Raw genomic sequence first — 14,905 nt, forward strand, 5'->3', positions numbered from 1 at the left:
GTGACGTGCGGCACTCATTCCTCGCGGCTCGTCACCCGATCAGCACGGTGTGTCGCGAGACCGGCCAGGCACCCTCTCATCTCCGCCGTGACCTGCACACTTATCGCTCGCCAAGGGGTCCGGCCCGGACCGGTCGAGTGAAAGCTGACCGAGCGTCAGCATGCATGGGTGGCGCGCCGCCCGTTAGCTCTCCATCAGGAGATACCCCACCAGCGCCCCTGCTCGGAGGAACCCCCATGCGCCGTCCTGCCTGCCTCGTGACCGGCACCGCCGCCACGGCGCTCACCGCTGCCGCGCTCGGCCTGTCCACCGCCACGACGCCCGCGTATGCAGGGGACCTCGGCCAGCTGGAGATATCCCCGGCGGACGTGGCACCGGGCACCACAGTCACGGTGAACACCACCGCTTGCGGGAAGGGCGCGAAGGCCACCGGGGATGCGAACTCCCTGGAAGGAGGGGACTTCAAGCTGGGGTCCACCACCCGCAAGGAGGTGGTGGTCGGCACGTTCACGGTGCCGACGATGACCAAGGCGGGTCAGTACAGCATCGACGTGTCCTGCGAGAACGGCAAGGGGGCCACCGGAACGCTGCAGGTGAAGGCTGCGGACACCGCGAAGAACGCCACAGCGGGCAGCACCGCCCACGCCGTGGAGGGCAACGGCTCCGGCGACGACACGGACAGCGGCTTGGGGGTGCCTTCCCTCGACGACCTGACCGCCAGGGGCGAGAGCCTCCTCGGGAACCAGAACCCCTTCGGCCTCGGCTCCTCCGCCGGGCAGGACAGCTCCTCCGGGTTCGGGAACTCCCGGAGCGACGAGACGCCTCCCGGTCAAAAGCCCTCCACCGGCACCGAGAGCGGGCGCGACACCGGCGATCAGAGCGGGCGCGACACCGGGAACGGGACCGGGGGCGACACCGGTCCTGACACCGGAAACGGACGCGGTCAGGACAGCCCCAGCGTGCCCACCTCTCCCTCCGGGCACGTCAAAACTGGTGTGGGCGGCAGCGTTCGCCCGGACACCTCCCAGATCGCGGCGGGTGCCGGCGTTCTCGCCGCATCCGCCGTCGGCGGAGCCTGGCTCCTGCGTCGTCGGGCGAGCGGCACGCAGGCGGACAGCTGACGGGGACGCATCCATGTCCCCGTACCGCCACGATTCCGTCCCGGTGGCCGCGCGCCACCGGGACGGGACCTCACTTCCTTCCTCACGTCCTTCCCGTCCCGGAGGACGACACCCCGGAGAACGACCGTGTCCCAGAAGGCCAAGGGCTGGCTGGTCGCCGTCGCAGCGCTGGTCGGCGTCTGGCTGATCCAGAACGGCGCCGGCACCGTGATGGTGCCACCGCAGCCGACCACCGCCCAGGCCTTCGCCGCCGGTCCCGGAATACAGCCCGGCTCGCCCGTCGCCGCCCCGTTGCGGCCCTCGACGCCCGTCCGTCTCCGCATCCCCAGCATCAAGGTGGACGCCCCGATGATCCGGCTCGGGCTCAGGTCCGACGGCAGCCTCGACGTGCCGCCGGCCGAAAACCGCAATGTCGTCGGCTGGTACAAGGACGGCACTCCGCCCGGCGCCGAGGGCACCGCGCTCGTCGCCGGTCACGTCGACAACGCACAGGGACGGTCCGTCTTCTACGGCTTGGGGTCCCTGGCCAAGGGCAGCACCGTCGAGGTGGTCCGGCAGGACGGGAGCACCGCCGTCTTCTCGATCGACGGCATCGAGGTGTACGAGAACAAGAACTTCCCCGATCGGCGGGTGTACGGCGCCTCGTCGTTCCCCGCGCTGCGACTGATCACCTGCGGCGGCGGCTTCTCACCGGACACCGGCTACCAGGGCAACGTGGTCGCGTACGCGCACCTCACCGGAGTGCGCTGACGCCGGTCGCGCACCCTTGGAGCTCCTCTGACGGCCTCCCCCACGACAGGGAGTGGGGAGGCCGTCAGGCCCACTGGTCGAACGCCAGCTTCGCGACGAGTGAGAACACGACGACCAGCAGCACACCACGGACGAACTCGCTGCCCTTGCGCAGCGCCATCCGCGCCCCGAGCAGCCCACCCGCCAGGTTGAACACCGCCATCAGCGCGGCCAGCTGCCACAGCACGCTGCCCTGGTAGGCGAACATCGCGAGGGCACCGGCGTTGGTACAGACGTTGACGATCTTGGCGGTGGCGGACGCCGTCACCAGGTCGAGGTGGAGCACGGCCGTCAGCGCGAGCACCAGGAACGTGCCGGTACCCGGCCCGAACAGCCCGTCGTAGAAGCCGATGCCGCCGCCGACCAGCACGATCGCGGTGACGGTACGGGCCCGGGTGACCTTCCGGTCCCTGCCCCCCTCCGCCTCCTTGCCGAACTGCGGCCGCAGCATCACGAACGCCGCCACCGCCAAAAGCACCACCATGATCACCGGACGGAGCACGTCACTGCTGATCCCGGCGGCGAAGAAGGCCCCGGTCATCGATCCGGCCAGCGCCATCAGCCCGATCCGCACCGCCGTCCAGACCTTCACCGGCGCCTTGCGCACGTACGTCACGGCGGCGCCCGAGGTACCGACGATGGCCACCGCCTTGTTGGTGCCGAGGACATGCGCGGCCGGGACGTGCGGCAGACCGAGCAGCAGCGCGGGCAGCAGGAGCAGCCCGCCGCCGCCCACCACCGCGTCGATCCAGCCCGCGGCGGCAGCGGCGAGGCACAGGACAACGAGGGTGGTCAGGGTTATGTCGGGCATGCTCGTGACCCTATGGAGGCGATACGTGTCCCGTCCAACTGCTTCTGCGGGATCGCCGGAAAGTTGAGCCAACTCTGAGCTTCCGCGGCTCCGCGGCCCTCACAGACCCTCTTCGGACGCGCTGAGCGCAAGGTTCCTCCCGGGAAACAGCGGGGATCCGATCGGGTAACACCCACCGCGCACGCTTCTCACCATGAGGACACAGACGGAGAACGCGGCGCGTGTGGTGGTGATCGGCGCCGGGATGGCGGGCGCACGGCTCGCCGCCCGGGTGCCCGGCGTCACCGTCATCGGCGAGGAGACGCACGCCCCCTACAACCGGGTGCTGCTGGCCGAGGTGCTGGCCGGGCGGTACGCGGCCGAGGTCATCGCCCTGCCCCCGGCCGAGGTACGGCGCGGGGTGCGGGCGGTGCGGATCGACCGGGCCGACCGGCTGGTGCACTGCGACGACGGAAGCGTCGTGGGGTACGAGCGGCTGGTGCTGGCGACCGGTTCGAACCCGGTGCTGCCGCCGCTGCGCGGACTCGGCACCACGATGCCGGACGGAGTGCATGCGTTCCGCACGCTCGACGACTGCCTGGCGCTGCGGGAAGCCGTGGGGCGGCACACCGGTACGGGCGTGCGCGCCGTCGTCATCGGCGGCGGCCTGCTCGGCGTCTCCGCCGCCCGCGCGCTCGCCGAATGCGGCGCCCAGGTGGTGCTGGCCCAGCAGGGCGAGCACCTCATGGAGCGGCAGCTGGATGCCGGATCGGCCGGGCTGCTCCGGCGTCATCTGGAGACTCTCGGGGTGGAGGTGCACACCGAGTGCCGGGTCCGCGGGCTGCGCTGCGCCGACGGCGCGGTGCGGGCCGTGGAGCTCGCCGACGGCTATGAGCTGGCGGCCGAGATCACGGTGCTGGCCTGCGGGGTAAGGCCCAGGACCGGGCTGGCCCAGGCGGCAGGTCTGGACGTCCGCAAGGGTGTCGTCGTCGACGACGAACTGCGCACGTCCGACCCGTACATCCACGCGGTCGGCGACTGCGCCGAGCATCGTGGCACGCTCTACGGGCTCGCGGGCCCGGCGCTGGAGCAGGCCGATGTGCTCGCCGAGGTGCTGGCGGGGCGGCCCGCCCGCTACGACGGCACCCGGGCCCTGACCCGTCTCACGCTGCACGGCCCGCCCGCCGACCCCGCCGGTGCGCTCGATCTGGCCGCGTTCGGGGTTTCCCGGCCGCTGCCCGGCGATGACGTCGTCCGGCTGACCGACGCGACCCGGGGTGCGTACCGCGCGGTCGTCGTCCGCGGCGACCGACTGGCGGGCGGTGTGCTGCTCGGCGATCTCGCCGCGGTCGGCACCCTCGCCCGCACCTGGGAGGACGACGAACCGCTCCCCGCCGAAACGTCCCTGCTCCACCTGCTCACCAACGACGGAGGCTTCTGAGATGCCGGTGTCCACTCCCCCGACCGACCGTACCTCCGCCCTCCCGACCATCGTGGTCGTCGGACACGGCATGGTCGGCCAGCGGTTCCTGGAGGCGCTCGCCGAGCGCGGGCTGACCGCGGCCGCGGGCACGGCCAGGGTCGTCGTGCTCTGCGAGGAGCCACGCCCCGCCTACGACCGGGTCCAGCTGACCTCGTACTTCGCCGGGAGGACCCCGGCCGATCTGTCGCTCGTGGAGCCCGGCTTCATGGAGCGGCACGGCTTCGAGCTGCACCTCGGCAACCCTGCCGAGACCCTCGACCGCGAGGCCCGCACGGTCACCGCGCGCTCCGGCGAGACGTTCGCGTACGACACGCTGGTGCTGGCCACCGGCTCGTACCCGTTCGTCCCGCCGGTCCCCGGCAAGGACGCCGAGGGCTGCTTCGTCTACCGCACCGTCGAGGACCTCCTGGCGATCGAGGAGTACGCGAGGACGGCGACGACCGGTGCGGTCGTCGGCGGCGGGCTGCTCGGGCTGGAGGCGGCGGGCGCGCTGAAGGGGCTCGGGCTCGACACGCACGTCGTGGAGTTCGCGCCCCGGCTGATGCCGGTGCAGGTCGACGAGGGCGGGGGCGCGGCGCTGCTGCGCACGATCGAGTCCATGGGTCTCACCGTGCACACGGGCGTCGGCACGCAGGAGGTCACCGCGGGCGAGGACGGCACGGTGAACGGCATGTCGCTCTCCGACGGTTCGTCGCTCGCCACCGACCTGGTGGTCTTCTCGGCGGGGGTACGCCCGAGGGACCAGCTGGCCCGCGACTGCGGTCTGGCGGTCGGGCAGCGCGGCGGCATCGTCGTCGACGAGGAGTGCCGCACCTCGGACCCTGCGGTCTTCGCGATCGGCGAGTGCGCGCTGGCCTCGGACGGCCGGGTGTACGGGCTCGTCGCGCCCGGGTACGAGATGGCGCAGACGGTCGCCGAGGTGATCGCGGGCAAGGAGGCGGCGTTCACCGGCGCCGATCTGTCGACGAAACTGAAGCTCCTCGGGGTGGACGTGGCGTCGTTCGGCGATGCGCACGGCACGGCCGAGGGCTGCCTCGACGTGGTGTACGCCGACTCCCGCTCCGGCGTCTACAAGAAGCTGGTGATCGGCCGGGACGGCACGCTGCTCGGCGGGGTACTGGTCGGGGACGCCGATCAGTACGGGACGCTGCGGCCGATGACCGGTACGGTCCTGCCCGTCGCCCCCGAGCAACTGGTGCTGCCGGCCGGTGCGGGCGGCCCGGTCACCCTCGGCCCGTCCGCACTGCCGGACGAGGCGGTGATCTGCTCCTGCCACAACGTCACCAAGGGGGCGATCTGCGAGCACACCACGCTGCCCGAGGTGAAGAAGTGCACCAAGGCCGGTACCGGCTGCGGCAGTTGCGTGAAGGTGATCGGTCAGCTGCTGCCGCAGAGCCAGGACAAGGGTCTGTGCGGCTGCTTCTCGTACACCCGGAGCGAGCTGTACGAGATCGTCCGCACCCTCCGCATCACCTCGTACGCCGAACTGCTCGACTCGCACGGGCGGGAGGCGGCGCGCGGCGGGGACGGCTGCGAGATCTGCAAGCCGACGGTCGGTTCGATCATCGCCTCGCTCGCGCCGACGCTCGGCGCGAGCGGATATGTGCTGGACGGCGAGCAGGCGGCCCTGCAGGACACCAACGACCACTTCCTGGCCAACCTCCAGCGCAACGGCTCGTACTCGATCGTGCCGCGCATCCCCGGAGGCGAGATCACCCCGGAGAAGCTGATCGTGATCGGTGAGGTCGCCCGCGACTTCGGCCTCTACACGAAGATCACCGGGGGCCAGCGGATCGACATGTTCGGCGCCCGAGTCGACCAGTTGCCGCTGATCTGGACGCGCCTGGTGGACGCCGGCTTCGAGTCCGGGCACGCGTACGGAAAATCGCTGCGGACGGTCAAGTCCTGCGTGGGACGGACCTGGTGCCGGTACGGCGTGCAGGACTCGGTGAAAATGGCCATCGACCTGGAACTGCGCTACCGCGGGCTGCGCTCGCCGCACAAGCTGAAGTCGGCGGTCTCCGGCTGCGCCCGGGAGTGCGCGGAGGCCCGCGGCAAGGACTTCGGGATCATCGCCACTGCCAACGGCTGGAACCTGTACGTCGGCGGCAACGGCGGTGCCGAACCGCGCCACGCGGACCTGCTCGCCCAGGACCTCTCCGACGCCGAACTGGTGCGCCTCATCGACCGGTTCCTGATGTTCTACATCCGAACCGCCGACCGTCTGGAACGCACTTCGACCTGGCTGGACCGCATCGAGGGCGGCCTGGACCACGTACGCGACGTCGTCGTCCACGACTCGCTGGGGCTGTGCGAGGAGCTGGAGCGGCTGATGGCCGACCATGTCGCCGGCTACCGCGACGAATGGGCCGAGACCATCAACGACCCGGACCGGCTGCGCCGGTTCGTCACCTTCGTCAACGCGCCCGACGCACCCGACCCGTCGGTGCGGTTCGTTCCCGAACGCGACCAGGTCAAGCCCGACCTGGACATCCTCGCCGGACCGGTGCTCGCCGTCCGTACTCTCGAAGGGACCTCTTCCCGATGACCGCACCGACGATGGAGACGACGCAGCAGACCCCCGTGGTCCAGCTCGCCGACGGGAACGACTGGTTCACGGTCTGCGCGCTGTCGCGGCTGACCCCCGGGCGCGGCGTCGCCGCGCTCCTCCCGGACGGCCGCCAGGTCGCACTCTTCGTGGACCGGGCAGGGCGTGCGTACGCGATCGACAACCGCGACCCGTTCACGGGGGCGTACGTCCTCTCACGCGGCCTGGTCGGATCCGTCGAGGGGCGGCCCTTCGTCGCCTCGCCACTGCTGAAGCAGCGCTTCGACCTGGCGACGGGTGCCTGCCTGGACGACGACGAGGTGTCGGTCCCGGTCCACGCGGTACGCGCCGCCTGACGGCGAACGATAGGACCCCTGCCGCAGACCATTCACCGGCTGTTGCCGCTCCGTCAAACACCGCCCCCTAGGTTCCTGACGCGCGACCCGCCGGGCCAACCGGACCGGCGGGCCCTCACGTCACCAGTGGAGTGATCGTGGAACGTCGGACCTTCTTGCGCACAGCGGTGGTCGGCAGCTCGGCGGCGGCCTTCGGCGGCACGCTCTGGCGCGGCGCCGCGTATGCCGCACCCGCCCAGCCCGGCACCGGACCCTACGGGGCACTGCAGGCGGCGAACGCCAACGGCATTGCGCTGCCTGCCGGTTTCACCAGCCGCATCGTCGCGCGCTCCGGGCAGACCGTCCCGGGCACCTCGTACGCCTGGCACAGCGCCCCCGACGGCGGTGCGGTCTTCGCCGACGGCAGCGGCTGGATCTACGTCTCCAACTCCGAGGTGTCATCGGGCAGCGGCGGCGGCGCGAGTGCCGTGCGTTTCGACTCGGCCGGGAACGTCACCTCGGCGTCCCGCATCCTGTCCGGCACCAACAACAACTGCGCAGGCGGCCGGACCCCGTGGAACACCTGGCTGTCGTGTGAGGAGGTCACCCGCGGCTTCGTGTACGAGACCGACCCGTGGGGGGTGAATGCCGCCGTGCAACGCCCCGCGCTGGGCCGGTTCAAGCACGAGGCTGCGGCCGCGGACCCCGACCACGGATACATCTACCTCACCGAGGACGAGACCGACGGCCGGTTCTACCGCTTCCGCCCCACCACCTGGGGCAACCTCGCGAGCGGCACCCTCGAGGTACTCGTGGCGGGTAGCGCCACCAGCGGCCCGGTGACCTGGGCGGCCGTCCCCGACCCGGACGGCTCCCCCACCCAGACCCGCTACCAGGTCTCCGGGGCCAAGGTCTTCAACGGCGGTGAGGGCTGCTTCTACGCGGCGGGCACCTGCTGGTTCACCACCAAGGGCGACAACCGGGTGTGGGCGTACGACGCCAATGCCTCGTCGATCTCGCTCGTCTACGACGACTCCCTGGTCACCGGCGGCGCCGCCCCGTTGACCGGCGTCGACAACGTCACCCGTTCGGGCTCGGGGGACCTCTATGTCGCCGAGGACGGCGGGAACATGGAGATCTGCCTGATCACCCCGGACGGCACCGTCGCCCCGTTCCTCCGGATCAGCGGCCAGTCCGGCTCCGAGATCACCGGACCGGCGTTCTCGCCGGACGGCACCCGGCTCTACTTCTCCTCGCAGCGCGGCACCAGCGGCAGTTCGTCCGGCGGCATCACGTACGAGGTGAAGGGGCCGTTCCGCAGCTGATTCCGGCCGTGGGGCTCCGGTCGTACGCTTGATCCATGACCCAGGGCTGGCACGCGAGCGACATCCCCGACCAGAGCGGCCGTACGGCCGTGGTCACCGGAGCCAACAGCGGTATCGGACTCGTCACGGCACGCGAACTGGCGCGCAGCGGTGCGCGGGTGCTGCTCGCGTGCCGTGACGAGACCCGCGGCAAGGAGGCCGAGTCACGCATCCGGGCGGCCGTGCCGGGCGCGGAGGTGGAGTTCGCACGGTTGGATCTGGCCGATCTCTCCTCCGTACGGGAGTTCGCCGCTTCGTACCGGTCCGACCGGCTGGATCTGCTGATCAACAACGCCGGTGTGATGGCCCTGCCGTACCGGAAGACGGCCGACGGTTTCGAGACCCAGTTCGGCGTCAACCACCTCGGGCACTTCGCTCTCACCGGTCTGCTGCTGCCGAAACTCCTCAACACCCCGGGCGCCCGGGTGGTGAGCGTGTCGAGCGGGATGCACGCCCTGTCCAACATCGACATGGGCGATCTCAACAGCGAGCGGAACTACCGGCGTTGGATCGCCTACGGCCGCTCGAAGACCGCCAATCTGCTCTTCGTCCATGAGCTGGCGCGCCGGCTCTCCGCGGCCGGCTCCGACGTCGTCGCCGCGGCCGCGCATCCCGGATACGCGGCGACCAATCTGCAGACGGCAGGCGTCAGGATGGAGAACCGCAGGACCGCGGAACGGGTGGTCGGACTCGGCAACCGGATCCTCGCCCAGCCCGCGTCCTCCGGTGCGCTGCCGACGCTGTACGCGGCCACCGCGCCCGGGGTGCGCCCCGACTCGTTCACCGGCCCGAAGCTGCTGGGCTGGCGGGGTGCGCCCGCCCCGTCCTGGCGGACGGGCTGGACGCGGAACGATGTGGCGGGCGAACGCCTGTGGATGGCGTCCGAGCAGCTCACCGGCGTGACCTGGCCGGGCCTCGCCCCCTGAGGCCCGAGGTGTTCCGACGCGTCAGCCCTGCCCCTGGACGGCGGCCGGGTCCATCCACATGACCTCCCAGATGTGGTGGTCCGGGTCCTGGAAGGACCGGCCGTACATGAACCCGTGGTCGATGGGCTCGTTGGCGGGCGAACCGCCGGAGGAAAGCGCCGTGTCGACCAGCTCGTCGACCTTCTCGCGGCTCTCGGCGCTCAGCGCGATGATCACCTCGGTGGACTTCGACGCGTCCACGACCTCCTTCTTGGTGAACTCCTTGAAGCGGGGCTCGGTGAGGAGCATGGCGAAGATCGTGTCACTGATGACGAGACACGCGGTGTTCTCGTCACTGAACTGCGGGTTGCAGGAGAAGCCGAGCTTGGCGAAGAAGCCCTTCGTCGTCTCAAGGTCCTTGACCGGCAGGTTCACGAAGATCATCTGGTTCATGTCCACTCTTCTCTGCTCATCGGTGGCGCCCCCTTCGAGCGCTTCCGAGGGGTAGACGGCGGGCCGCCGCCGAAATCGTCGCGACCGGCGAAGAAATCTTCCGAAGCTCCTATCGTCGGAGCCATGAACGTATCGAAGGACGGAGCAGGCAGCGGATCGACCGGCCGACGGATCACCGAGAAGCTGTCGGCCGACGCGCTCCGGGAACGGACCGGCCGGGACTGGGACGACTGGTTCTCCGTACTCGACGCCTGGGACGCGACCCGGCACACCCACACCGAGATCGCCACCCATCTGCGTACGGAGCACGGTATGGACGGCTGGTACGCCCAGTCGGTCACCGTCGGATACGAGCAGGAGCGCGGGCTGCGCCAGGTCGGGCAATCCTCCACCGGCGACTGGCGGACCTCGGCCAGTCGTACGGTCGCGGCTCCGGCGGAACGGGTACTGGCGGCGTTCACCGATCCGGCGCTGCGCGGCGACTGGCTCCCCGACGCCGGACTGATCCTGCGCACACACCGCCCGGCCAGGTCCCTGACCGCGGACTTCGCGGACTCCGGGGCGGCGACGGGACGGCTCGCGGTGCGGGTGACTGCGCTGCCGGACGGACGGACCCAGCTGGGTCTCGCCCACGAGAAGCTCGCGGGCGCCGAGGCGGTCGCCACGTACCGGGCGTTCTGGAAGGACCGGCTGAACGTCCTCAAGGCACTGCTGGAGCAACCCGGCCCGTCATGACAGCGCGAGCGGCGCGCCGCCCCGCAGCAGCGAGCCGCCCAACGGTGTCAGCGTGTGCAGGACCGAACTGCCGTGCCGCAGGGTGAGCACGAGCCCCGCCTCGCGCAGTACGCAGGCATGCTGGCTCGCCGAGGCCAGGGACACCCCGGCCCGGCGGGCGAGCTCGCTGGTGGTGCAGCCGTTGCCGATGGCTTGGAGGACGGTGGACCGGGTGTTGCCGAGGAGCCGTCCCAGCCAGGGGCCCGGACCGGGGTCGGCGAAGACCGGGGCGGCGGAGTGGGTGACCGGGTAGACGAGCACCGGCGGCAGCTTCGGATCGCGGTAGACGACCGGGGTGGAGCGGCAGAAGAACGACGGCTGGAGCAGCAGTCCCCGCCCGTCCAGGTGCAGGTCCCGGTCGACGGGATAGTCCGCCTCCAGCACCGGGGCCCGCCAGCGGATCATGGACGGCAGGGAGGCGAGGAGTTCGTCCGCGCCGCCGTCGAGGAGGGCTCGGCCGCGGATGGCACGGTCGGCCTCGATGCTGGCCCGGATGTGCGGCCAGTACGGTTCGACGGCGGCGCGGTGGTAACTGCGCAGGTCGGCGATGAGCCGCCCGAGAGGTTCGGCGCGCCCCTCGGAGAGCGCGTCCAGCCGCAGCGGCGGCACGGGCCGCACCTCGCCGGGGCGCCCGCCCACGGGCCGCACCCCACCGGCACGTAACCCGCCGCGGCCGCCGGGCCGCCCGCCCAGTGGCGCCGGCCGCCCCGGCTCGTGGCGGCCGGTGCGCAGCAGCGCCAGCTCGGCGTGGAGCCGCTCGGGCGGGGTTCCGCGCAGCGCCTCTATTCCGGCGTCGAGGCCGTACGGCTCGCCGGTCGCTCGGGAGGGCGTCAGGAAGTCCGGGAAATAGCCGCGGGGCGGCACCAGGGCGGCGAGCAGGCGTGTCTCACCATTCAACCGGGGCCGGGTTTCCGTCCGCCATTTCCCGAAGACGGCGGATGCGCGCCGGTCCCTCAGCCGGTGAAAACTCAGAATGGTTTCCCACAATGCGTCCGGCCGTGTGGCCATACGCACCTTGGAAAGGTCCATTCCGGACACATGAATACGCAGCACCGAACCCCCACTAGTTGCATCCGCAATTCCCCGCACTCAAGAGTATGCGAACCGTCACAGGACGTCACCACGGGGTTTCGGCCAGAGGTGAAACGTCTCGCCCCGACCCACCGTCACCCGAAAGGCTGTACGGCGTCGGGTGCGAAACCTGAGCCGATCGGAAGAGCGAGTGAAGGCCGTGGGGGGTTTTGCTCGTTCGGCGGCGGTCGGTGAACGGTGCGGCACCGTGCCCGACGGGGGTAAGCCGGGTGTGGCCCATGGATGGGGATCCATGGGCCGCACCCCGGTCCGTTCACCGTCTATATCTTTGCGTATTGAACGAAGCAATGTGCGGGGCAATCGACGAAAGCGCTTGCGCGCTCCTTTTGTCTCCGCCGGGGATACGGACATGACGAAGCGGCGGCACCCCGCACAGGGTGCCGCCGCTTCAGGGTGGTCCGGAGCCGTTGTCGACTCGTTGAGGGTTTACGTGAGCCGACAGCCCCGGAGTCCGGGGATCAGGTCAGCGGCTGTCGCTGCCCTTCGCCTCTGCCGCTGCGCGGCCCGCCTCCAGGCGGGCGACCGGGATCCGGAACGGCGAGCAGGAGACGTAGTCGAGGCCCACCTCGTGGAAGAAGTGCACGGACTCCGGGTCACCGCCGTGCTCGCCGCAGACACCGAGCTTCAGGTCCGGGCGGGTGGCCCGGCCGGCCGCGACGGCGCTGCGGACCAGCGAACCGACGCCGTCCTTGTCGATCGTCTCGAACGGCGACACCCCGAAGATGCCCTTCTCCAGGTACGCGGTGAAGAACGAGGCCTCCACGTCGTCGCGGGAGAAGCCCCACACCGTCTGGGTCAGGTCGTTCGTGCCGAAGGAGAAGAACTGCGCGGCCTCGGCGATCTGACCGGCGGTCAGCGCGGCGCGCGGCAGCTCGATCATCGTGCCGATGGTCAGCTTCAGCTTGGTGCCGGTGGCCGCCTCGACCTCGGCGATGACCTGGTCGGCCTCCTCGCGGACGATCTCCAGCTCCTGGACCGTGCCGACGAGCGGAATCATGATCTCGGCGCGCGGGTCGCCCTTGGCGTTCTTGCGGTGGGCGGCCGCCTCGGCGATCGCCCGCACCTGCATCGCGAACAGGCCGGGGATGACCAGCCCGAGCCGTACGCCGCGCAGACCGAGCATCGGGTTCTGCTCGTGCAGCTTGTGCACGGCCTGGAGGAGCCGCAGATCGTTCTCGTTCGCGTCCTTGCGGGACTCGGCGAGCGCGACCCGTACCGACAGCTCGGTGATGTCGGGCAGGAACTCGTGCAGCGGCGGGTCGAGCAGTCGCACGGTGACGGGCAGCCCGTCCATCGACTCGAACAGCTCGATGAAGTCGGCCTTCTGAAGCGGCAGCAGCGCGGCGAGCGCGGCCTCGCGCTCGTCGTCGGTGTCCGCGAGGATCAGCTTCTCGACCATCTCACGGCGCTCGCCGAGGAACATGTGCTCGGTGCGGCACAGGCCGATGCCCTGGGCACCGAAGCGCCGCGCCCGCAGCGCGTCCTCGGCGTTGTCCGCGTTGGCCCGCACCCGCAGCCGGCGCACCCGGTCCGCGTACGCCATGATCCGGTGCACGGCTGCGACCAGCTCGTCGGCGTCGTCGGCGCCCGCGTGCATCCGGCCCTCGAAGTACTCGACGACCGGGGACGGGACGACGGGGACCTCACCGAGGTACACCTTGCCGGTGGAGCCGTCGACCGAGACGATGTCGCCCTCCTCGACGACGGTCCCGCCGACGGTCAGCCGGCGCCGCTTGGTGTCGACCTCGATCTCCTCGGCGCCGCAGACGCAGGTCTTGCCCATGCCACGGGCGACGACGGCGGCGTGCGAGGTCTTGCCGCCGCGCGAGGTCAGGATGCCCTCGGCGGCGATCATGCCGTCGAGGTCGTCGGGGTTGGTCTCGCGGCGGATCAGGATGACCTTCTCGCCCGACCGGGACCACTTGACCGCGGTGTACGAGTCGAAGACCGCCTTGCCGACCGCGGCGCCCGGCGACGCGGCGATGCCACGGCCGAGCAGCACCGTCTTCGCGTCCTCGTCGAAGCGCGGGAACATCAGCTGCGCCAGCTGTGCCCCGTTGACGCGCTGGAGCGCCTCCGCCTCGTCGATGAGCCCCTGGTCGACGAGCTGCGTCGCGATCCGGAACGCTGCACCGGCGGTGCGCTTGCCGACCCGGGTCTGGAGCATCCACAGCTGGCCGCGCTCGATGGTGAACTCGATGTCGCACAGGTCCTTGTAGTGCGTTTCGAGGGTCTGCATGATCTGCATCAGCTGGTCGTACGACTTCTTGTCGATCGACTCCAGATCGGCGAGCGGCACGGTGTTGCGGATACCCGCGACGACGTCCTCGCCCTGCGCGTTCTGCAGGTAGTCGCCGTACACGCCCGCGTGGCCGCTGGCCGGGTCGCGGGTGAAGGCGACGCCCGTACCGGAGTCGGGGCCGAGGTTGCCGAAGACCATCGAGCAGACGTTGACAGCCGTGCCGAGGTCGCCGGGGATGCGCTCCTGGCGACGGTAGAGCTTGGCGCGGTCGGTGTTCCACGAGTCGAAGACGGCCTTTATGGCCAGGTCCATCTGCTCGCGCGGGTCCTGCGGGAAGTCGCGCCCGGCGTCGCGCGTGACGATCTTCTTGAACTGCTTGACCAGCTTCTTCAGGTCGGCCGCGTCGAGATCCACGTCGACGGTGACGCCCTTGGCCTCCTTCGCGGCCTCCAGCGCCTCCTCGAAGAGGTCGCCGTCGACTCCGAGGACGGTCTTGCCGAACATCTGGATCAGGCGGCGGTACGAGTCCCACGCGAACCGCTCGTCGCCGGCCTGGGCGGTGAGACCGGCGACGGACTCGTCGGAGAGACCGATGTTGAGAACCGTGTCCATCATGCCGGGCATCGAGAACTTCGCGCCGGAGCGGACGGAGACCAGCAGCGGGTCGTCGGCCTGGCCGAGCTTCTTGCCCATCCGCTTCTCCAGGGCGGCGAGGTGCGCACTCACCTCGTCGCGGAGCGCCGTCGGCTCCTCGCCACTGTCGAGGTAGACCTTGCACGCCTCGGTGGTGATCGTGAAGCCCGGAGGGACGGGCAACCCGAGGTTCGTCATCTCGGCGAGGTTGGCACCCTTGCCGCCGAGCAGGTCCTTCAGATCCTTGTTGCCCTCGGTGAAGTCATAAACGAACTTCTGACCCAGGAGCTCCGGCGTGGGTACGTGAGGATCTTTGTTTTCCGACACGGGTCTCGACTCCTAGAGGACTCGGGTGGCTGCCCTGACGGCGAGGAAC

The 14,905-nt window shown here is 70.6% G+C and carries 12 protein-coding genes; 8 read left to right on the forward strand and 4 right to left on the reverse strand.

The window, feature by feature from the left end:
* Window positions 1-236 precede the first annotated feature (236 nt).
* Window positions 237-1,121, forward strand: coding sequence for a hypothetical protein (locus tag ACFU8W_RS10550; protein WP_384034523.1), 885 nt, complete (start codon window positions 237-239; stop codon window positions 1,119-1,121).
* Between the two features lie 126 nt (window positions 1,122-1,247).
* Window positions 1,248-1,871: a class F sortase gene (locus ACFU8W_RS10555; RefSeq protein ID WP_384034526.1), complete on the forward strand. Its 624-nt coding sequence runs from the start codon at window positions 1,248-1,250 to the stop codon at window positions 1,869-1,871.
* Window positions 1,872-1,935: 64 nt separating this feature from the next.
* Here the strand turns inward: ACFU8W_RS10555 and ACFU8W_RS10560 are convergent, their stop codons facing one another.
* On the reverse strand, window positions 1,936-2,721 hold the full coding sequence (locus tag ACFU8W_RS10560; RefSeq protein WP_345519446.1) for a TSUP family transporter: 786 nt from the start codon (window positions 2,719-2,721) through the stop codon (window positions 1,936-1,938).
* Between the two features lie 193 nt (window positions 2,722-2,914).
* On the opposite strand from ACFU8W_RS10560, the gene ACFU8W_RS10565 reads away from it, so the two are divergent.
* The 5 genes from ACFU8W_RS10565 (at window position 2,915) to ACFU8W_RS10585 (ending at window position 9,356) form a co-directional block, all read left to right on the forward strand.
* Entirely contained in the window at window positions 2,915-4,141 is a 1,227-nt protein-coding gene (locus ACFU8W_RS10565; protein WP_384034530.1) for an NAD(P)/FAD-dependent oxidoreductase, read from the forward strand.
* Window position 4,142: 1 nt separating this feature from the next.
* Window positions 4,143-6,731, forward strand: a complete 2,589-nt coding sequence (gene nirB / locus ACFU8W_RS10570) for a nitrite reductase large subunit NirB (protein WP_384034532.1) — start codon at window positions 4,143-4,145, stop codon at window positions 6,729-6,731.
* Window positions 6,728-7,087: a nitrite reductase small subunit NirD gene (gene nirD, locus ACFU8W_RS10575; protein WP_266985906.1), complete on the forward strand. Its 360-nt coding sequence runs from the start codon at window positions 6,728-6,730 to the stop codon at window positions 7,085-7,087. The genes nirB and nirD overlap by 4 nt, the downstream gene beginning before the upstream one ends.
* A 137-nt stretch (window positions 7,088-7,224) precedes the next feature.
* Window positions 7,225-8,391 (forward strand): alkaline phosphatase PhoX, encoded by a 1,167-nt coding sequence (locus ACFU8W_RS10580; RefSeq protein WP_384034536.1) that lies wholly within the window; start codon window positions 7,225-7,227, stop codon window positions 8,389-8,391.
* Between the two features lie 35 nt (window positions 8,392-8,426).
* A complete protein-coding gene (locus ACFU8W_RS10585) occupies window positions 8,427-9,356 on the forward strand; it encodes an oxidoreductase (protein ID WP_384034539.1) in 930 nt (309 codons plus the stop codon).
* Window positions 9,357-9,377: 21 nt separating this feature from the next.
* Here the strand turns inward: ACFU8W_RS10585 and ACFU8W_RS10590 are convergent, their stop codons facing one another.
* Window positions 9,378-9,788 (reverse strand): VOC family protein, encoded by a 411-nt coding sequence (locus ACFU8W_RS10590; protein WP_345519434.1) that lies wholly within the window; start codon window positions 9,786-9,788, stop codon window positions 9,378-9,380.
* A 123-nt stretch (window positions 9,789-9,911) separates the two neighbouring features.
* On the opposite strand from ACFU8W_RS10590, the gene ACFU8W_RS10595 reads away from it, so the two are divergent.
* Entirely contained in the window at window positions 9,912-10,523 is a 612-nt protein-coding gene (locus ACFU8W_RS10595) for a DUF4287 domain-containing protein (protein WP_384034543.1), read from the forward strand.
* On the opposite strand, the gene ACFU8W_RS10600 is transcribed toward ACFU8W_RS10595, so the two are convergent.
* Both ACFU8W_RS10600 and ppdK read right to left on the reverse strand, forming a co-directional pair.
* Window positions 10,518-11,615, reverse strand: a complete 1,098-nt coding sequence (locus ACFU8W_RS10600; RefSeq protein WP_384034546.1) for an ArsR/SmtB family transcription factor — start codon at window positions 11,613-11,615, stop codon at window positions 10,518-10,520. The genes ACFU8W_RS10595 and ACFU8W_RS10600 overlap by 6 nt on opposite strands.
* Window positions 11,616-12,117: 502 nt before the next feature.
* On the reverse strand, window positions 12,118-14,856 hold the full coding sequence (ppdK, locus tag ACFU8W_RS10605) for a pyruvate, phosphate dikinase (protein ID WP_384034549.1): 2,739 nt from the start codon (window positions 14,854-14,856) through the stop codon (window positions 12,118-12,120).
* Between the last annotated feature and the right edge of the window lie 49 nt (window positions 14,857-14,905).

The organism is Streptomyces sp. NPDC057565 (genome assembly GCF_042801455.1).
In the GTDB taxonomy this organism is placed as follows: Bacteria; Actinomycetota; Actinomycetes; order Streptomycetales; family Streptomycetaceae; genus Streptomyces; species Streptomyces yanii.

Bases quoted from the DNA above. Each gene is read 5' to 3' on its own strand.
- ACFU8W_RS10550 (WP_384034523.1), top strand. From the start codon at position 237: ATGCGCCGTCCTGCCTGCCTCGTGACCGGCACCGCCGCCACGGCGCTC.
- ACFU8W_RS10560 (WP_345519446.1), bottom strand. From the start codon at position 2,721: ATGCCCGACATAACCCTGACCACCCTCGTTGTCCTGTGCCTCGCCGCT.
- ACFU8W_RS10565 (WP_384034530.1), top strand. From the start codon at position 2,915: ATGAGGACACAGACGGAGAACGCGGCGCGTGTGGTGGTGATCGGCGCC.
- nirB (WP_384034532.1), top strand. From the start codon at position 4,143: ATGCCGGTGTCCACTCCCCCGACCGACCGTACCTCCGCCCTCCCGACC.
- nirD (WP_266985906.1), top strand. From the start codon at position 6,728: ATGACCGCACCGACGATGGAGACGACGCAGCAGACCCCCGTGGTCCAG.
- ACFU8W_RS10585 (WP_384034539.1), top strand. From the start codon at position 8,427: ATGACCCAGGGCTGGCACGCGAGCGACATCCCCGACCAGAGCGGCCGT.
- ACFU8W_RS10590 (WP_345519434.1), bottom strand. From the start codon at position 9,788: ATGAACCAGATGATCTTCGTGAACCTGCCGGTCAAGGACCTTGAGACG.
- ACFU8W_RS10595 (WP_384034543.1), top strand. From the start codon at position 9,912: ATGAACGTATCGAAGGACGGAGCAGGCAGCGGATCGACCGGCCGACGG.